The sequence below is a fragment of the Streptomyces sp. NPDC002513 genome (assembly GCF_053595355.1).
The window spans coordinates 178189-196388 of record NZ_JBSFXK010000003.1; the positions used below are offsets into that span (position 1 = coordinate 178189).

Consider the following 18200-nt stretch of genomic DNA (forward strand, 5'->3'; position numbering starts at 1 on the left):
CTGCACATGCCACATGACGACGACGGGAGAGCCGATGCGTACGCCGCGCCAGCCGTCCCAGCACTCCACGAATGGCCAGAACTGGTCGTTCATGGATGCTCGCCCTGCCGCACAGGGTATGTACGACCCCCGCAACGAGCACGACGCCTGTGGCGTCGGCTTCGTCGCCACCCTTACCGGCGAGGCGAGCCATACGCTGGTCGAACAGGCGCTCACGGTTCTGCGCAACCTGGAGCACCGCGGTGCCACCGGCTCCGAGCCCGACTCCGGTGACGGCGCCGGCATCCTCTCCCAGGTGCCCGACGCCTTCCTCCGTGACGTGGCCGGTTTCGAACTGCCCGAGGCGGGCGGCTACGCCGTCGGCATCGCCTTCCTGCCCGAGGCGACGACCGCCGAGGCCGTCTCACAGATCGAGACGATCGCCGCGGACGAGGGTCTGACCGTCCTCGGCTGGCGTGAGGTCCCGGTCGCCCCCGAGCTGCTGGGCGCCACCGCCCGCTCCACCATGCCCGTCTTCCGTCAGCTCTTCGTCACGGACCGCGCGAGCCGGGGCATCGACCTCGACCGCAAGGCGTTCGTGCTGCGCAAGCGCGCCGAGCGTGAGGCCGGCGTGTACTTCCCGTCGCTGTCCGCGCGCACGATCGTCTACAAGGGCATGCTGACCACCGGCCAGCTCGAACCCTTCTTCCCGGACCTGTCCGACCGCCGCTTCACCACGGCCATCGCGCTGGTCCACTCGCGCTTCTCCACCAACACCTTCCCGAGCTGGCCGCTCGCCCACCCGTACCGGTTCGTCGCCCACAACGGCGAGATCAACACGGTCAAGGGCAACCGCAACTGGATGCGCGCCCGCGAGTCGCAGCTGGTCTCCGATCTGTTCGGCCCCCAGGAGAAGCTGGAGCGGATCTTCCCGATCTGCACACCGGACGCCTCCGACTCCGCCTCCTTCGACGAGGTGCTCGAACTCCTGCACCTCGGCGGCCGCTCCCTGCCGCACTCCGTGCTGATGATGATCCCGGAGGCGTGGGAGAACCACGAATCCATGAACTCCGGGGACGCGGCCCGGCGCGCGTTCTACCAGTTCCACTCCACGATGATGGAGCCCTGGGACGGCCCCGCCTGCGTCACCTTCACCGACGGCACCCAGGTCGGCGCGGTACTCGACCGCAACGGTCTGCGCCCCGGCCGCTACTGGGTCACCGACGACGGCCTCGTCGTCCTCGCCTCCGAGGTCGGCGTCCTCGACATCGACCCCGCCAGGGTCGTCCGCAAGGGCCGGCTGCAGCCCGGCCGGATGTTCCTCGTCGACACCGCCGAGCACCGCATCATCGAGGACGACGAGATCAAGGCGACTCTCGCCGCCGCGCAGCCGTACCAGGACTGGCTGGAGGCCGGCGAGATCGAGCTGGGCGACCTGCCCGAGCGCGAGCACATCGTGCACACCCACGCCTCGGTCACCCGCCGCCAGCAGACCTTCGGCTACACCGAGGAGGAGCTGCGCGTCCTCCTCGCGCCGATGGCCAAGGCCGGTGCCGAGCCGATCGGCTCCATGGGCACCGACTCGCCGATCGCCGCGCTCTCCGAGCGCCCGCGTCTGCTCTTCGACTACTTCACCCAGCTGTTCGCGCAGGTCACCAACCCGCCGCTGGACGCGATCCGCGAGGAGCTGGTCACCTCCCTGCGCTCGGCGCTGGGCCCGCAGGGCAACCTGCTGCAGCCGGCCGCGGCCTCCTGCCGCAGCGTCGTCCTGCCCTTCCCGGTGATCGACAACGACGAGCTGGCCAAGCTCATCCACATCAACGCCGACGGCGACATGCCCGGCATGAAGGCCGCCACCCTCTCCGGCCTCTACCGGGTCTCCGGCGGCGGCGACGCCCTCGCCGGACGCCTGGCGGAGATCTGCGCCGAGGCCGACGCCGCCATCGAGAACGGCGCCCGCCTGATCGTGCTCTCCGACCGGCACTCCGACGCCGAGCACGCGCCGATCCCCTCGCTGCTGCTCACCGCGGCCGTCCACCACCACCTCATCCGCACCAAGCAGCGCACCCACGTGGGCCTGCTGGTCGAGGCGGGCGACGTCCGCGAGGTCCACCACGTCGCCCTGCTCATCGGCTTCGGCGCCGCGGCCGTCAACCCGTACCTGGCGATGGAGTCCGTCGAGGACCTGGTCCGAGCGGGAACGTTCCTGCCGGGCGTCGAGCCCGAGAAGGCGATCCGCAACCTGATCCACGCCCTCGGCAAGGGCGTCCTGAAGGTCATGTCCAAGATGGGCATCTCGACCGTCGCCTCCTACCGCGGCGCCCAGGTCTTCGAGGCCGTCGGCCTGGACGATGCCTTCGTCGAGGAGTACTTCAACGGCACGGCCACCAAGATCGGCGGCGTCGGCATCGACGTTATCGCCGAGGAGGTCGCCGCCCGCCACGCCAAGGCCTACCCGGCTTCCGGCATCGCTCCCGCGCACCGCGCGCTGGAGATCGGCGGCGAGTACCAGTGGCGCCGCGAGGGCGAGCCGCACCTGTTCGACCCGGAGACGGTCTTCCGCCTCCAGCACTCGACGCGCACCGGCCGCTACGACATCTTCAAGATGTACACGTCCCGTGTGAACGAGCAGTCCGAGCGCCTGATGACGCTGCGCGGCCTGTTCGGCTTCACCTCCGGCCGCGCGCCGGTCCCCGTCGACGAGGTCGAGCCGGTCTCCGAGATCGTCAAGCGCTTCTCCACGGGCGCCATGTCGTACGGCTCCATCTCCAAGGAGGCGCACGAGACACTCGCCATCGCCATGAACCAGCTGGGCGCCAAGTCCAACACCGGTGAGGGCGGCGAGGACCCCGAGCGCCTGTACGACCCGGCCCGCCGCTCGGCGATCAAGCAGGTGGCCTCCGGCCGCTTCGGCGTGACCTCCGAGTACCTGGTCAACGCGGACGACATCCAGATCAAGATGGCCCAGGGCGCCAAGCCCGGCGAGGGCGGCCAGCTCCCCGGCCACAAGGTCTACCCGTGGGTGGCCAGGACCCGGCACTCGACGCCCGGTGTCGGCCTGATCTCCCCGCCGCCGCACCACGACATCTACTCCATCGAGGACCTGGCCCAGCTGATCCACGACCTGAAGAACGCGAACCCGCAGGCGCGGGTTCACGTGAAGCTGGTCTCGGAGGTCGGCGTCGGCACGGTCGCCGCGGGTGTCTCGAAGGCGCACGCGGACGTCGTCCTGATCTCCGGCCACGACGGCGGCACGGGTGCCTCCCCGCTGACCTCCCTCAAGCACGCCGGCGGTCCCTGGGAACTCGGCCTCGCCGAGACCCAGCAGACGCTGCTGCTCAACGGGCTGCGCGACCGCATCGTCGTGCAGACCGACGGCCAGCTCAAGACCGGACGTGACGTCGTCATCGCCGCGCTGCTCGGCGCCGAGGAGTTCGGTTTCGCGACCGCGCCGCTCGTCGTCTCCGGCTGCGTCATGATGCGCGTCTGCCACCTGGACACCTGCCCGGTCGGCATCGCCACCCAGAACCCGGTGCTGCGCGAGCGCTTCGCCGGCAAGGCCGAGTTCGTCGTGAACTTCTTCCGGTTCATCGCCGAAGAGGTCCGCGAACTGCTCGCGGAGCTGGGCTTCCGCTCCATCGAGGAGGCCGTCGGCCACGCCGAGGTCCTCGACGTGACCCGCGCGGTCGACCACTGGAAGGCACAGGGCCTGGACCTGGAGCCGCTGCTCCACGTGCCCGAGCTGCCCGAGGGCGCGGTGCGCCACCAGGTCGTCGCCCAGGACCACGGCCTGGAGAAGGCGCTCGACAACGAGCTGATCAAGCTCGCCGCCGACGCCCTGGCCGCGAACTCCCAGACCGAGGCCCAGCCGGTGCGCGCCCAGGTCGCGATCCGCAACATCAACCGCACCGTCGGCACCATGCTCGGCCACGAGGTCACGAAGAAGTTCGGCGGCGCGGGCCTGCCCGACGACACGATCGACATCACCTTCACCGGGTCGGCGGGCCAGTCCTTCGGCGCCTTCCTGCCGCGCGGCATCACGCTGCGGCTGGAGGGCGACGCCAACGACTACGTCGGCAAGGGCCTGTCCGGCGGCCGGGTCGTCGTACGCCCGGACCGCGCGGCCGAGCACCTCACCGAGTACTCGACGATCGCGGGCAACACCCTCGCCTACGGCGCGACCGGCGGCGAGCTGTTCCTGCGCGGTCGTACCGGCGAGCGGTTCTGCGTCCGCAACTCCGGTGCGCTGGTGGTGTCGGAGGGCGTGGGCGACCACGGCTGCGAGTACATGACCGGTGGGTACGCGGTCGTGCTCGGCGAGACGGGCCGCAACTTCGCGGCCGGCATGTCGGGCGGCATCGCCTACGTCATCGACCTGGACCGCGGCAACGTCAACGCCGGCAACCACGGCTCCATCGAGGCCCTGGACGACGCCGACCGGCAGTGGCTGCACGACGTGGTGCGCCGGCACGCCGAGGAGACCGGCTCCACGGTCGCCGGGAAGCTCCTCGCCGACTGGCCCGTCGCCGTGGACCGCTTCAGCAAGATCATCCCCAGCACGTACAAGGCAGTGCTCGCCGCCAAGGACGCCGCCGAGCGAGCCGGTCTCACCGAGACCGAGATCACCGAGAAGATGATGGAGGCGGCGACCCATGGCTGATCCCAAGGGCTTCCTGACGCACGGCCGCGAGGTCGCCCGGTCCCGCCCGGCGGGCGAGCGCGTCAAGGACTGGAACGAGGTCTACGTTCCCGGTTCGCTGCTGCCGATCATCAGCAAGCAGGCCGGCCGGTGCATGGACTGCGGCATCCCGTTCTGCCACAACGGCTGTCCGCTCGGGAACCTGATCCCCGAGTGGAACGACTACGCCTACCGCGAGGACTGGACCGAGGCCTCCGAGCGGCTGCACGCCACGAACAACTTCCCGGAGTTCACCGGCCGCCTGTGCCCGGCCCCGTGCGAGTCGGCGTGCGTGCTCGGCATCAACCAGCAGCCGGTCACCATCAAGAACGTCGAGGTCTCGATCATCGACAAGGCGTGGGACAGCGGCACCGTCAAGCCGCAGGCCCCCGAGCGCCTGTCCGGCAAGACGGTCGCGGTCATCGGCTCGGGCCCGGCCGGCCTGGCCGCCGCCCAGCAGCTGACCCGGGCCGGTCACACGGTCGCGGTGTACGAGCGCGCGGACCGCGTCGGCGGCCTCCTGCGCTACGGCATCCCCGAGTTCAAGATGGAGAAGCGGCACATCAACCGCCGTATCGAGCAGATGCGCGCGGAGGGCACCCGCTTCCGTACCGGCGTCGAGATCGGCCGCGACCTCACGGCGACGGACCTGCGCAAGCGGTACGACGCCGTGGTGATCGCCGCGGGCGCGACCACCGCACGCGACCTCCCGGCCCCCGGCCGCGAGCTGACGGGCGTCCACCAGGCCATGGAGTACCTGCCCCTGGCCAACAAGGTGCAGGAGGGCGACTACGTCACCCCGCCGATCTCGGCCGAGGGCAAGCACGTCGTCGTGATCGGCGGCGGCGACACGGGCGCCGACTGTGTGGGCACGGCCCACCGCCAGGGCGCGGCCTCCGTCACCCAGCTCGAGATCATGCCCCGCCCGAACGACGAGCGGCACCCGGTCAGCCAGCCGTGGCCGACCTTCCCGATCCTCTACAAGGTCACCTCGGCCCACGAGGAGGGCGGCGAGCGCATCTACTCGGCCTCCACGACCCACTTCGAGGGCGACGAGGACGGCCAGGTGCAGTGGCTGCACCTCGCCGAGGTCGAGTTCGTGGACGGCAAGCTGACCCAGAAGCCGGACACCGCGCGCAAGATCCCGGCGCAACTGGTCACCCTGGCCATGGGCTTCACCGGCACCGACCGCGAGAACGGCCTGGTCGAGCAGTTCGGCCTGGAGCTCGACGAGCGCGGCAACATCGCCCGCGACGCCGACTTCCAGACGAACGTTCCGGGTGTGTTCGTGGCGGGCGACGCCGGCCGCGGCCAGTCCCTGATCGTGTGGGCGATCGCCGAGGGCCGCTCGGCAGCCCGGGGCGTCGACCGCTACCTCACGGGCGCCAGCGACCTGCCGGCCCCCATCCGCCCGACGGACCGCTCCCTGATGGTCTGATCCACCCGGACGTGACCTGACGGTCACCCACCCACGTCCCGTACAAAGGCGTACGGAACACAGACGGCGCCTGCCCCGTCCCCGACCGGACCCTGGGCAGGCGCCGTCGCATGCGCCGGACCGCTCGGCTCGTCCGCTGCGCGGACGCGGTCCGCCGGAGCGGGCCGGCTACCCCGTGAGCGAGCCGGGGTCCTTCTCCAGCAGGGCCACTATCGTGCGGTGCCCCGTCTGGCGGTTGTCGCCCGCCGCCGGCCGGCCGTCGCGCAGGAGCGCCACCTCGACGGTCACCGTGCCGGGCTCGTCCTCCCGGCGGCTCGTGACGTACGTGTACCCGGGTCCGTACGCCGCCTCCAGGCCCGCACGGAGTTCGTCCTCGATGTCCAGCGCCAGCCAGCGCCGGGCCTCGGCCAGGGCCTCCCGCCGTGCCCGCGCCCCGTGCGCCAGCAGTTCCCGCACACAGCCGGGAGAGCCGCGGCGAGCGGCCGCCACCAGCGGGGGTTCGCCGCCGGGACCGGGCAGGTCCGGGTCCGCGCCCGCAGCCAGCAGCGCCCGTACGACCGCCACGTGTCCGCTCTGCACCGCCCACGTCAGTGCCCGGAACCCGTAGTCCTCCCGCAGGTCCGGCACGGCCCCGGCCGCCAGCAGCGCCCGTACGACCTCGGTGTGGCCCCCGCAGGCGGCCCCGCACAGCGGCGCGTCGGCACCCGAGCTGAGGCGGTCGGGGGCGGCGCCCGCCGCCAGCAGCAGCCGTACGATGCCCGGTGCGTCGCTCACCGCCGCCAGGTACAGGGGGGTCTGGCCGTCGGCGTCCACCGACTCGGGGTCGGCGCCCGCGCGCAGCAGTCGCAGGACCGCGTTCTCGTCCCCTGCGTACACCGCCGCGAACAGTCCGGGCGGTTCGTGCGTGTTCATGCCTCGACCCTCGCTCGCCCAGGGCTCCGCGGGCAAAGACATTCCGGGTGTTCTGTGCCACCTCCGGGTGGCGGGGCCGCCCGTGACCGGGACACGAGCGGACCCTGCGCGGCCCCGTCCCGTCCGGCAGGGGCCGGTCCTTTAGGTGTCGCACTCCAGCACGGTCCGGCACAGCCCGCAGCGCGCCCGCACCCGCCCCCGCACGGGCACCCTGATCCGCTGGTGGCAGGTCGGGCAGGGGAAGCAGACGCCCAGCGGGCTGCGCCCGGCCGAGGTGAAGGAGTAGGGCGCACCCGGATGCGCGCCGGGCGCGGAGTGGTCCTGGGCGTACCGGCGGTCCCTGGCGTAGCGGCGGCGGCCCGCCCAGCCGGCCGTCGTCAACGGAGGCTGCTGCTCGTCGCGGCGGGCCTGTGCCAGGCCCTTCCCGTACGCCGTGTACGCCTGCGGGCTGGTGAACCAGATCGAGGGGTCCTCGCCGAACAGCAGGGCGCGCTTGGCGAGGACGTAGCCGAACTCCTCCGGGGTGAGATAGCCGAGCTTCTGCGACGACGCGCCGTCCTCGCGGAAGGCGTCGAGGAGCAGCCAGCCCGCGCCCAGGTACGTCGCCGCCGTGTCGGTGAGGATCTCGTTGTCGCGCGTGCCGGGGAAGGACAGGTCCAGGCGGTGCAGATACACGTGCATCACCTCGTGCGCGAGGGCCGCGCCGATGTCCCGGCGGTGGGTGCGGAACCGGTCGTTCAGCTCCACGAAGTACTCGGGTCCGGCGGCGAGTTCGACGTTCGCCGCGTGGGTCATCTCACGGAAGCTGACGATCATCCGGGCGTCCGGCAGCCGGTAGTGGCGCACCATCTCGTGCGCCACGCGCTGCGCGCCCAGGTGCAGGTCGTCCTGGTCGGAGAAGGCCACGTCGGCCGGGGCCACGCTGGTCGCGAAGGTGCGGACGGTGTCGTACGAGAGGCGCTTGTACAGCGCGGTGATGGCCGCCCGCACCGTGTCCAGGTGCGGATAGCCGTGCTCGACCGGTCCGCCGTTCGCCACGTCCGCACCCCCTGAAGACGCCGAGTCTGCCTCCACTGTAGGCGCGCTTCCTCCCGGTGCGTGCGTGCTTCCTCCCGGCGGTGGAGTGCGGGCGGGCGCGTGGCCGTCGCGGCGTACGCCGGCTGACCGGAACGCGGTTCTTGTCGCCTCGTCCGGCTCCCTCGATCATCCCGCGAGCCAGCGGGAGCATGACATGCATGCCGGTGCCCTCCCGTCGATCGCCGCCCGTCGGCCGCGGACGCCCTCCGCACGGCTGCCACGCGCGCGTTCCGGTTGTCCCGGGAAGACGATCCGCAGTCCGGACAGGAAGGAGACGGCGCCCGCGCGCCCCGTAGGGTGGTCGCCCATGACCACCCGCAACACCGCCACCGGTGATGTCGACCCGGCCGTCCGTGCCGAACTCGCCCGGCTGCGCGACAGCATCGACAACATCGACGCCGCCGTCGTCTACATGCTCGCCGAACGCTTCAAGTGCACCCAGCAGGTCGGCCACCTCAAGGCGGCACATCATCTGCCGCCCGCCGACCCGGCTCGCGAGGCCGCCCAGATCGCCCGGCTCCGCCGGCTCGCCGAGAGCGCCAAGCTCGACCCCGCCTTCGCGGAGAAGCTGCTCAACTTCGTGATCGCTGAAGTGATCAGGCACCATGAGCGGATCGCCGACGACGCCGCATCCACCGTGGACGCGCCGGGGAACTGACCACAGGCGCCGACGGGGCCTTACGTGCGCAGGAGGGCCCCTGCGCCGACAGGTCCGCCGTGCGCACAAGGTCCGCTGTGCCGACGGTTCTTCCGTGCGCACAGGGCTTCCCGCGCCCGGCCTCGGCTCCACGCGGTCGGCGGCTCTCCCGCGCCCGACCGGCCTCCCGCGCCGGACGCGCGGTCGCCCGTTCGGCCGAGTGACTCTTTGTCAGGTCAAAGGGCCACGCGGTAGGACGGTTCGGGCATAAGCTGGTTGCCCAAACGAGGGGACGTCGGGCCATGCCGTCTGATGCGAGAATTCTCATCGTCGACGACCACGAGGACACGCTCTACGCCCTGGAGAGCGCACTGGCCCCGCTGGGCTACCGGCTCACCTGCGCGACCAGCGGCGACGACGCGCTCAAGGAGGTCCTGCGCGGCCAGGTGGGCCTCCTGCTCCTCGATGTGCGCATGCCCAGGGTGAGCGGACTCGACGTCGTGCGGTACATGCGACGCGTGCATCAGACCCAGCACATCCCGGTCGTCCTGCTCACCGGCTTCGGCACCGACACCCAACTCACCTCCGCCGCCTACGGCCTCGGCGTCGCCGACCTGTTGCTCAAACCCGTCGACCCCTGGGCCCTGCGCACCAAGGTCCGCTACCTCTACGACGCCCACCAGCGCTCCCGGGCCCTCGAACAGGAGGTGCGCGCCCTGCGCGCCCGGCTCAAGACGTCCGGCGCGCCCCCGACCCGTGTCCTTCCGTATCCGGAGGCCTACGTGCCGGGCCAGTGCGAGGACGTCTCCGCCGGCACGTCGTCCGCCGGGCGCACCTCGGCGCGCCACGAGGGGCGCATATAGGCGGCACGAGCGACGGGACGCGCGGCACAAGCAGCGCGCGCGGCACAAACAGGGCGCGCGCGGCACGAGGAGAGGGCGTGCGGGCCGTGCGAGGGGGCGCGCGGGTCGTGCGAACGACGCGAGCAGGGCAGTGCCGACAGGACGGACAAAGGACGTGTACCGGACCGCCCCTGTGCGCTGTCCGCGGCATCAGGCAGCATGTCCTTCATGTCCGTACTGACGCGCGACGAAGCGCAGACCCGTGCCCGGCTCCTCGACGTCCACCGCTACGAGATCGAACTCGATCTGACCCGCGGCGACGAGACGTTCGACTCCCGTACCGTCATCCGTTTCACGGTGCGCGACGACCAGCCGACCGCGGACACCTTCGTCGAGCTCAAGCCCGTGGAGCTGCGCTCCGCCACACTGGACGGACAGCCCCTCGACCCGGCGTCCCTCGACGAGAACCGGCTGCCGCTCAGGGATCTCACCCCGGGCGAGCACGAGCTGCGCATCGACGCCGCCATGCGCTACTCGCACACCGGTGAGGGCATGCACCGCTTCACCGACCCCACCGACGGTGAGACCTACGTCTACACCCAGCTCTTCCTGGACGACATCCAGCGGGTCTTCGCCGCCTTCGACCAGCCCGACCTCAAGGCCGTCTTCGACCTGACCGTCAAGGCCCCCGACGGCTGGAGCGTCCTGGCCAACGGCATCACCACGCACGAGGGCGAGGGCATCTGGCGCGCCGCCGCGACCCCCCTCATCTCCACCTACCTCGTCGCCGTCGCCGCCGGCCCCTGGCACTCCGTATACACCGAGCACCGCGGACTGCCCTTCGGCATCCACTGCCGCCGATCCCTCGCCCCGTACCTCGACACCGACGCGGACGAACTCCTTCAGACAACCCGCCAGTGCTTCGACCGCTACCACGAGAAGTTCGAGGAGCCCTACCCCTTCGACTCCTACGACCAGGCGTTCGTCCCCGAGTTCAACGCCGGAGCCATGGAGAACCCCGGCCTCGTCACCTTCCGCGACGAGTTCGTCTACCGCTCCGCCGTCACCGACACCCAGCGCCAGACCCGCGCCATGGTCATCGCCCACGAGATGGCCCACATGTGGTTCGGCGACCTCGTCACCCTGCGCTGGTGGGACGACATCTGGCTGAACGAGTCCTTCGCCGAGTACATGGGCTACCAGACCCTCACCGAAGCGACCCGCTTCACCGACACCTGGACCGAGTTCGGCGTCGCCCGCAAGGCCTGGGGATACGACGCCGACCAGCGCCCCTCCACCCACCCGGTGGCCCCCGACACGGTCGACGACACCGCCTCCGCGCTCCTCAACTTCGACGGCATCTCCTACGCCAAGGGCGCCTCCGCGCTGCGGCAGCTCGTGGCCTGGCTCGGCGAGAAGGACTTCCTCGCCGGCATCAACCACCACTTCGCCCGCCACCGCTTCGGCAACGCCACCCTCGCCGACTTCGTCGACTCCCTCGCCCAGGCCACCGAACGGGACGTGCACGCCTGGGCCGAGTCCTGGCTGCGCACCACCGGCGTCGACACCCTCACCCCGCGCCTCGCCCAGTCCGGCGACGGCACCTCCTCCCTCACCGTCGACCGCGACGGCAGCCGCCCCCACCGCATCGCCGTCGGCCTCTACGACCAGGACCTCGCCCACGACGGCAACCTCATCCTGCGCGAACGCGTCGAGCTGGACATCCCGCAGACCGCACCCCGGCCCCTCGGCAAGCGCCCCGCCCTGCTCCTGCTCAACGACGGCGACCTCACCTACGCCAAGGTCCGCTTCGACCCCGACTCCTTCAAGGTCGTCCTCGGCACCCTGTCCGCCCTGCCCGAGCCGCTCAGCCGCGCGGTCGTGTGGAACGCCCTGCGCGACGGCGTACGCGACGGCCGCCTCCCCGCCGCCGCCTACCTGGAGACCGCCCGCACCCACCTCCCGCAGGAAACCGACCTGGCCCTCGCCGAAGGAGTCCTCGCCTTCGCCTCCGCCCAGGTCGCCGACCGCTATCTGCCGGCCGAGGAGAGGCCCGCCGCCCTCAGCACCCTCACCCGCCTGTGCCGCGACCTCATCCGCCGCACCGAGGACGGCTCCCACCCCGGGCTGCGGCTGATCGCCGTACGCCACTTCATCGACGCCGCCGCCCACCCCGACACCATCGCCGCCTGGCTCGCCGACGGCACGGTGCCCGGCGGACCCGAACTCGACCCCGAGCTGCGCTGGCGCATCCTGGGCCGGCTCGCCGTCCTCGGCGCCATCGACGAGGCCGCGATCGACGGGGAACTCGAACGCGACCCCAGCGCCACCGGCCAGGAAGGCGCCGCCCGCTGCCGCGCCGCCCTGCCCGACCCCGAGGCCAAGCGGCGCGCCTGGGACGCGATGTTCGCCACCGACGAGCAGGGCGATCTGTCCAACTACCTGTTCACGGCCACCGCGCAGGGCTTCTGGCAGCCCGGACAGGCCGATCTCGTCGCCGAGTACGTCGACCGCTACTGGACCGACGCACCCGCCCTCGCCGCCCGCCGCGGCCCGGCCATCGCCGTCGCCGTCGGCCGCTGGGCCTTCCCCCGCTACGCCGTCGACGCGGACACCCTCCGTCGGGGCGAGAAGTGCCTGCGCAAGAAGGACCTCATCCCGGCCCTGCACCGCAGGCTCGTCGACGAACTCGACGACCTGGCACGCGCCTTGCGCGTCCGCGAGGCATAGCCCGCGAGGGCCGGCCGCCGCCCGTCACCGGGTGCCGGCCGGCCCACGCACTCCCCCCTCACCCCGGCACCTCACCCCGAGGTTTCCCGCGCACGGCGATACCCCTTCCGGGCCGGATCGTTGTCCTCAGCAGGCGGGCGAACTCCCCCCGCATGCAGGCATGCTTCCCCCCGCCCCGTGCCCGGAGGACGTCCCATGAGCTTGCCACCCCTCGCCTCAGGCCCCGAAGGCCACAGCGCCCTCGGACCGCTGCTCGCCACCGTCCTCGACGCCCTTGCGGAAGGCACCCGGCAGCGCGGCGGGCCGCTGCCCGCGGGCGGCCCCGCGGCGGTCGCCGCACGGGTCCGCGACGCCGTCGGCGACGTACTGCCGGACAAGGGCGACCCGGACGCCGTACACACCCTCGTACGCGCCTTCGCGGCGGGCGCCGCCGACCCCGCCGACCCCCGGTGCGCCGCCCATCTGCACTGCCCGCCCCTCGCCGTCGCCACCGCCGCCGACCTCGCCGCCTCCGCCCTCAACCCCTCCCTCGACTCCTGGGACCAGGCCCCGGCGGCATCCGAACTGGAATCCCTAGTCACCGCGGCCCTCGCCCAGGAGGCCGGTGCGGCCACCGCCCTCGTCACCACCGGCGGCACCGAGTCCAACCAACTCGCCCTCCTCCTGGCCCGCGAAACCCACGGCGGTGTCCGGCTCGTCTGCGGAGCAGCCGCCCACCACTCCCTGCCCCGCGCCGCCTGGCTCCTCGGCCTTCCCGAACCCGTCGTCCTCCCCACCCCGCGCGGCACCCTCGACCCCGCCGCCCTCGCCGAAGCGCTCACCGGCCTGCCCCAGACGCGCGGACCGGTCCTCGTAGCCGCCACCGCGGGCACCACCGACGCCGGACTCATCGACCCCCTGCCCGACATCGCCGCCGTGTGCGCCGCACACGGCGCCCGCCTCCACATCGACGCCGCGTACGGAGGCGGACTCCTCTTCAGCGACCGCCACCGCCCGAAGCTGACCGGGCTGGACCGCGCCCACACCGTCACCCTCGACCTGCACAAACTCGGCTGGCAGCCGGTCGCCGCCGGCCTCCTCGCCGTGCACGACCCGCACGACCTGCGGGCCCTGCGCCACCGAGCGGACTACCTCAACGCCGACGACGACACCGAGGCGGGCCTGCCCGACCTCCTCGGGCGCTCCCTGCGCACCACCAGGCGCCCCGACATCCTCAAGATCGCCGTCACCCTCAAGACCCTCGGCCGCACCGGACTCGGCGCCCTCGTCGACCACGTCTGCGCCCGCGCACAGGAACTCGCCCGGCTCGTCCGTGCACACCCCGCCTTCGAGCTCTACGCCCCGCCCACCATCAGCACCGTCCTGTTCCGGCCCGCCGGAGCCCGCGACGACACCGTCGCCGCCGTCCGCCGCACCCTCCTCCACGACGGCCGCGCCGTCCTCGGCCGCGCCCGGCTCGACGGCCGCCTCTGGCTCAAGGCCACCCTCCTCAACCCCCACACCCGGCCCGGCGACCTGGCCGCGCTCCTGAACCTGGTGGAAGGAAGCACGCCCCGATGACCCACCTCCCGCGCCACGACCCCCCGGCCCCCCGCGACCTGGTCGGCATCGGCATCGGCCCGTTCAACCTCTCCCTCGCCGCCCTCGCCCACCCCCTCGCCGAACTCGACACCGCCTTCTACGAGCAGCGCCCCGGCTTCGACTGGCACCCCGGCCTCCTCATCGACGGCGCCACCCTCCAGGTCCCCTTCCTCGCCGACCTGGTGACCCTCGCCGACCCCACCAGCCCCTGGTCCTTCCTCAACTACCTCAAGAGCCGCGACCGCCTCTTCCCCTTCTACTTCGCCGAGCGCTTCCACATCCAGCGCGCCGAGTACGACGCCTACTGCCGCTGGGTCGCCGGCCATCTCCCCGGACTCCACTTCGGCCACCAGGTCGACACCGTCCGCTGGGACCCGGAGAACGACGTCTTCGACGTCGGCTTCACCCGAATCAGCCCGGACGGCGAGGCCGAGGCCACCGGCCGGACCCGGGCGCGCACCATCGTCCTGGGCGTCGGCACCGAGCCGCACATCCCCGAACCGCTGTGCCCCCTCGTCGACGCACCCGGCGTGCCCGTCATCCACGCCGCCGACTACCTGCGCCACCGTGAGCGGTTCCTCGCCGCCGGGCACATCACCGTCGTCGGCGCGGGCCAGTCGGGCGCCGAGGTCTTCCTCGACCTGCTGCGCCACCGGCCCGTCGGGCGCGAGAGGATCCACTGGCTCGCCCGCACCGAGGCGTTCGCCCCCATGGAGTACTCCAAGCTGGGCCTGGAACACTTCACACCCGACTACACGCGCTACTTCCACGCCCTCGCCGAACCCGTGCGCGACCGCCTCGTCTCCGCCCAGTGGCAGCTCCACAAGGGCATCGACGCCGGAACCAGCGCCGCCATCCACGACGAGCTGTACCGCCGCACCCTGCACGGCGGCTGGCCCGACGCCGTCCTCACCCCCGGCGTCCGGGTCCGCACCGCGGAGCGCCGCGCCGCCGGCACGATCGAGCTCCACCTGGAACACACCCAGCAGAACGCCCGCTCCCGCCTCACCACCGACGCCGTCGTCCTCGCCACGGGGTACCGCGAACGCCCCCTGGACCGCATCCTCGCCGGGCTCGCCCCCTACCTGAGCCGCGACAGCGGCGAACGGCCCCATATCGACGACCGGTTCCGCATGGTCCTCGACCCCGCCGTCACCGGCCGGATCTACGTCCAGAACGCCGAACTCCACACCCACGGCGTCGGCACCCCGGACCTCGGCCTCGCCGCCTGGCGCAGCGCCACCATCCTCAACTCCCTCACCGGAAAGGAGCCCTACCCGCTGCCCCGGCGCACCGCCTTCACCACCTTCGGACTCCGCCGGCCCGCCCCGGGGCCGTCCGTCCCGGCGGCCCGAGACCTCGCCCCGCTCGCCGGAGAACGGTAGGCGGACGGGAAGCCGAAGGAGCCGGGGAGGCCCGCCGCGCCGAGTCCGCCGTACGGAGTCCGCCCTACGGAGTCCGCCTCCCACGCCCCCTTGAACGCCGGCGGCGCCGACGCGAGAGCCGCGCCGACGCCGCCGATCCGTCCCACCCGTCCCGTCCGAGACCCCGGGACGTCCCAAGACCTCAGAAGACCGCCGTGCCGTTCCGCGTGAGCTTCCAGTCCACCGACGCGAAGTCCTTCGGGTCCAGAACGCCCTTCGCGGTCACCCACTCCGCGATCCGGGTCCGGATCTCGGTCGACTCCGACCACAGCTCCTTCGCCGAGGCCACGTACGGGAAGGCGCCGCCGCCGTTGGCGCGGTAGTTGTTCACCGCGAGCACGAACTGCCGGGCGTCGTCCAGCGGGGCGCCCTGGTAGGTCAGGTTCTTGATGCGGGAACCCGCCGCCTGGGCGATGTCGATGTCGTAGCTCAGCCCCGACACATAGTCGTAGTTGTAGTCCGGGCGGCCGTTCGCGTTGGTCAGCTTCTCCACGTCCACCGCCGCGTCCGCGGCCGTCTGCACGTAGTACTCCGCCGAGTACTCCAGGTACGCCCGGATCTGCGCACCCGTCATCAGCTTCGCCACCAGCGTGTTGTCGTACACGTACAGGCTCGACAGATCCCGGATCGTCACCTCGCCGGCCGGGATCTGAGAGGTGCGCGAGAACGGCGACGCCTGCGCGATCACCGGCAGCGACGCGTACTCCGTGCCCGTCAGCGCCGCCTTGACGACGTCCTCCTGCACCTTGGTGATCAGGTCGATGATCGGGGCGTCCTTGTAGCGCGCCTCCACCGTCGTCAGCGTGTCCGTCGCCCGGCCGACCACCTGGTTGACGTACTTCACCACGGCCGCGTGCTCGTCGGACAGCAGCCTGGTGATCTTCGGGTCGTCGGCGACCGTGTTGGCGTCGCGCAGGGAGGCGGCGACCGACTCGACCTGCCACCTGCCCTTGTCGAAGACCAGCTCGATGTCGAAGAGCGTGAGCCGCTCCGCGTAGCACAGCGGCTCGGACAGCACGACCGTCTTCCCCGTGTGCTCGTTGGCGACCTTCAGCTCCGGGATCTCCACATGCGCGTGCCCCACGAGGATCGCGTCGATGCCCGGCACCTGCCGGGCCACGTTGGCGGCCGCGTTCTCGACGTACGGAAGCTGGTCACCGTACGACGACGTCCCGGAGGCACCGGAGTGCGCCGACACCACCACCACGTCCGCGCCCATCGACCTGAGCTTCGGCACCCACGTCGCTGCCTGCTCCTCCAGCCCCGCGAAGGTGAGCTTCCCCTGCACATAGGCCTTGTCCCAGATCGCGATGCCCGGGTTGGTCAGACCGAGCACCGCGACCTTCACCGGCGGGGCGCCCGGCACATGGAACCTCTTGATGAAGTACGGAGGGAACGCCGGGCGCTGCGTCTTCGCGTCCAGCGCGTTCGCGCCGAGCAGCGGGAAGTGACACTGCGACTCGAACTTCCGCAGCGTCTCGATGCCGTAGTTGAACTCGTGGTTCCCGAGCGCCACCGCGTCGTACCCGATCGCGTTCATCGCCTGCGCCATCGGGTGCACCGGGCCGCCCTTGGCCGTGATCGGGTCGACCTTCGCGTAGTAGTACGTCAGCGGAGTGCCCTGGATCGTGTCGCCCGCGTCCAGCAGCAGCGTGTTGCAGTGGCCCTTCTCCTGCCTGACCTGGTTCACCAGGGTCGAGATCCGGGCCAGGCCCATCGCGTTGCCGGCCTTGTCCGCGTACTCCGCGTCCTTGAAGTAGTCCCAGTTGAAGACGTGGCCGTGCAGATCCGTCGTCCCCATCACCGTCAGCGCGTACCGCTTCGGGCCCTTCTGCGCCCAGGCCGCGGGCGACGCCTCGGCCGCCGGCGCCGCGGCGGCGCCTGCCAGCGCCACCCCCGCGCCGGTCACAGCGGATCTCTTCAGGAACTTCCGGCGGTTCAACGGCATCTCTCGTACTCCTCGGCGAAAGGTCAATGACGCGCGTAGATTTTGACCCGTCCATGGCCAGTCGAAACAGACCCCTGGAGGTTTCGATTCGGTGACCGGTACATGGCCCCGCGTCAGGCCATCGGTGACAGAGTGGGGCGTATGGCCTCCATCCCCGTGGCACCCCCGCCGGACCCCGTCCCCTACGGCACCCCGGAGGTCCCCCGCCTCGCCGTCCGCGGAGAGGCCCACCTCGAGGTCGACCCCGACATCGCCCGCCTCGGCATCACCGTCAGCGCACGCGGCACCGACCGCCGCACCACCCTCGACGACCTCACCCGGCGCAACAGCGCGGTCCTCGACCTCGTCCGGACCTACTCGGGCGCCGTCCAACGGCTGGAGACCGGGCACGTCACGCTCAGTCCCGAACTGACGGAAGGCGGCCACGGCGAACGCGTCCACGCCTACCACGGCCGCGTCCACATCACCGCCGAGCTGACCGACTTCACCGCGCTCGGCGAACTCACCACCCGCCTCGCCGCCCTCGAACTCACCCATGTGGACGGCCCCTGGTGGGACCTCCGCCCCGACTCGCCCGCCCACCGCGAAGCCCGCCGGCAAGCCGTGCACGAGGCGGTGCGACGCGCCCGCGAGTACGCCGATGCCCTCGGCACCACCCTCACGGCCCTCGTCGAGCTCGCCGACATCGGCGCCGAGAACGCCGAGCGGCCTGTTCACGCGGCCCGGACCGCGCGCCGGACAGCCCTCGACGGCACGGATTCCGCGGACGGGCCCGCCGCCCTCGCCCTCGAACCCCGGCGGCACCACGTCTACGCCCGGATCGACGCGCGGTTCACCATGGCGCCGCCGCGGCTGTAGCCGCCGGGCGGCACACGCGCTCACTGAAAAGCGAGGTGCGAGGCGCGAGGGAAAACGCGTCCGCATTTCTCTCTGGGATGCTCATCGGAGCGGGTC

General features: G+C 71.9%; 11 protein-coding genes. 8 read left to right on the forward strand and 3 right to left on the reverse strand.

Translation table 11 applies throughout. The features are described 5' to 3' along the window. Positions 1–34 precede the first annotated feature (34 nt). Both gltB and ACWD5Q_RS03600 read left to right on the forward strand, forming a co-directional pair. Positions 35–4639, forward strand: a complete 4605-nt coding sequence (gene gltB, locus ACWD5Q_RS03595) for a glutamate synthase large subunit (RefSeq protein WP_451425429.1) — start codon at positions 35–37, stop codon at positions 4637–4639. Further along, positions 4632–6095: a glutamate synthase subunit beta gene (locus tag ACWD5Q_RS03600; protein ID WP_451425339.1), complete on the forward strand. Its 1464-nt coding sequence runs from the start codon at positions 4632–4634 to the stop codon at positions 6093–6095. Before gltB ends, ACWD5Q_RS03600 begins: the two co-directional genes overlap by 8 nt. 168 nt (positions 6096–6263) lie before the next feature. On the opposite strand, the gene ACWD5Q_RS03605 is transcribed toward ACWD5Q_RS03600, so the two are convergent. Further along, entirely contained in the window at positions 6264–7007 is a 744-nt protein-coding gene (locus ACWD5Q_RS03605; RefSeq protein WP_451425340.1) for an ankyrin repeat domain-containing protein, read from the reverse strand. A gap of 141 nt (positions 7008–7148) precedes the next feature. Continuing rightward, positions 7149–8045, reverse strand: coding sequence for a hypothetical protein (locus ACWD5Q_RS03610; RefSeq protein WP_451425341.1), 897 nt, complete (start codon positions 8043–8045; stop codon positions 7149–7151). 346 nt (positions 8046–8391) lie between these two features. Between ACWD5Q_RS03610 and ACWD5Q_RS03615 the strand changes: the two genes are divergently transcribed. The 5 genes from ACWD5Q_RS03615 (at position 8392) to ACWD5Q_RS03635 (ending at position 15259) form a co-directional block, all read left to right on the forward strand. After that, positions 8392–8742: a chorismate mutase gene (locus tag ACWD5Q_RS03615; protein WP_451425342.1), complete on the forward strand. Its 351-nt coding sequence runs from the start codon at positions 8392–8394 to the stop codon at positions 8740–8742. Positions 8743–9023: 281 nt separating this feature from the next. Next, positions 9024–9584 carry a response regulator gene (locus tag ACWD5Q_RS03620; protein ID WP_451425343.1) on the forward strand — a complete coding sequence of 187 codons (561 nt, stop codon included), beginning with the start codon at positions 9024–9026 and terminating at the stop codon, positions 9582–9584. A gap of 198 nt (positions 9585–9782) precedes the next feature. Further along, complete coding sequence (gene pepN, locus ACWD5Q_RS03625) at positions 9783–12293, forward strand: aminopeptidase N (RefSeq protein ID WP_451425344.1); 2511 nt, start codon at positions 9783–9785, stop codon at positions 12291–12293. Between the two features lie 195 nt (positions 12294–12488). Continuing rightward, the gene (locus ACWD5Q_RS03630; RefSeq protein WP_451425345.1) at positions 12489–13853 is read left to right on the forward strand and encodes a pyridoxal phosphate-dependent decarboxylase family protein; all 1365 of its coding nucleotides are present in this window, start codon (positions 12489–12491) and stop codon (positions 13851–13853) included. After that, a complete protein-coding gene (locus tag ACWD5Q_RS03635) occupies positions 13850–15259 on the forward strand; it encodes a lysine N(6)-hydroxylase/L-ornithine N(5)-oxygenase family protein (RefSeq protein WP_451425346.1) in 1410 nt (469 codons plus the stop codon). The genes ACWD5Q_RS03630 and ACWD5Q_RS03635 overlap by 4 nt, the downstream gene beginning before the upstream one ends. A 181-nt stretch (positions 15260–15440) precedes the next feature. On the opposite strand, the gene ACWD5Q_RS03640 is transcribed toward ACWD5Q_RS03635, so the two are convergent. Beyond that, positions 15441–17246 carry a bifunctional metallophosphatase/5'-nucleotidase gene (locus ACWD5Q_RS03640; protein WP_451425347.1) on the reverse strand — a complete coding sequence of 602 codons (1806 nt, stop codon included), beginning with the start codon at positions 17244–17246 and terminating at the stop codon, positions 15441–15443. A 141-nt stretch (positions 17247–17387) separates the two neighbouring features. On the opposite strand from ACWD5Q_RS03640, the gene ACWD5Q_RS03645 reads away from it, so the two are divergent. Then, complete coding sequence (locus ACWD5Q_RS03645; RefSeq protein WP_451425348.1) at positions 17388–18104, forward strand: SIMPL domain-containing protein; 717 nt, start codon at positions 17388–17390, stop codon at positions 18102–18104. Positions 18105–18200 lie beyond the last annotated feature (96 nt).

Bases quoted from the DNA above. Each gene is read 5' to 3' on its own strand.
- gltB (WP_451425429.1), top strand. From the start codon at position 35: ATGCGTACGCCGCGCCAGCCGTCCCAGCACTCCACGAATGGCCAGAAC.
- ACWD5Q_RS03600 (WP_451425339.1), top strand. From the start codon at position 4,632: ATGGCTGATCCCAAGGGCTTCCTGACGCACGGCCGCGAGGTCGCCCGG.
- ACWD5Q_RS03605 (WP_451425340.1), bottom strand. From the start codon at position 7,007: ATGAACACGCACGAACCGCCCGGACTGTTCGCGGCGGTGTACGCAGGG.
- ACWD5Q_RS03615 (WP_451425342.1), top strand. From the start codon at position 8,392: ATGACCACCCGCAACACCGCCACCGGTGATGTCGACCCGGCCGTCCGT.
- ACWD5Q_RS03620 (WP_451425343.1), top strand. From the start codon at position 9,024: ATGCCGTCTGATGCGAGAATTCTCATCGTCGACGACCACGAGGACACG.
- pepN (WP_451425344.1), top strand. From the start codon at position 9,783: ATGTCCTTCATGTCCGTACTGACGCGCGACGAAGCGCAGACCCGTGCC.
- ACWD5Q_RS03630 (WP_451425345.1), top strand. From the start codon at position 12,489: ATGAGCTTGCCACCCCTCGCCTCAGGCCCCGAAGGCCACAGCGCCCTC.
- ACWD5Q_RS03635 (WP_451425346.1), top strand. From the start codon at position 13,850: ATGACCCACCTCCCGCGCCACGACCCCCCGGCCCCCCGCGACCTGGTC.
- ACWD5Q_RS03640 (WP_451425347.1), bottom strand. From the start codon at position 17,246: ATGCCGTTGAACCGCCGGAAGTTCCTGAAGAGATCCGCTGTGACCGGC.
- ACWD5Q_RS03645 (WP_451425348.1), top strand. From the start codon at position 17,388: ATGGCCTCCATCCCCGTGGCACCCCCGCCGGACCCCGTCCCCTACGGC.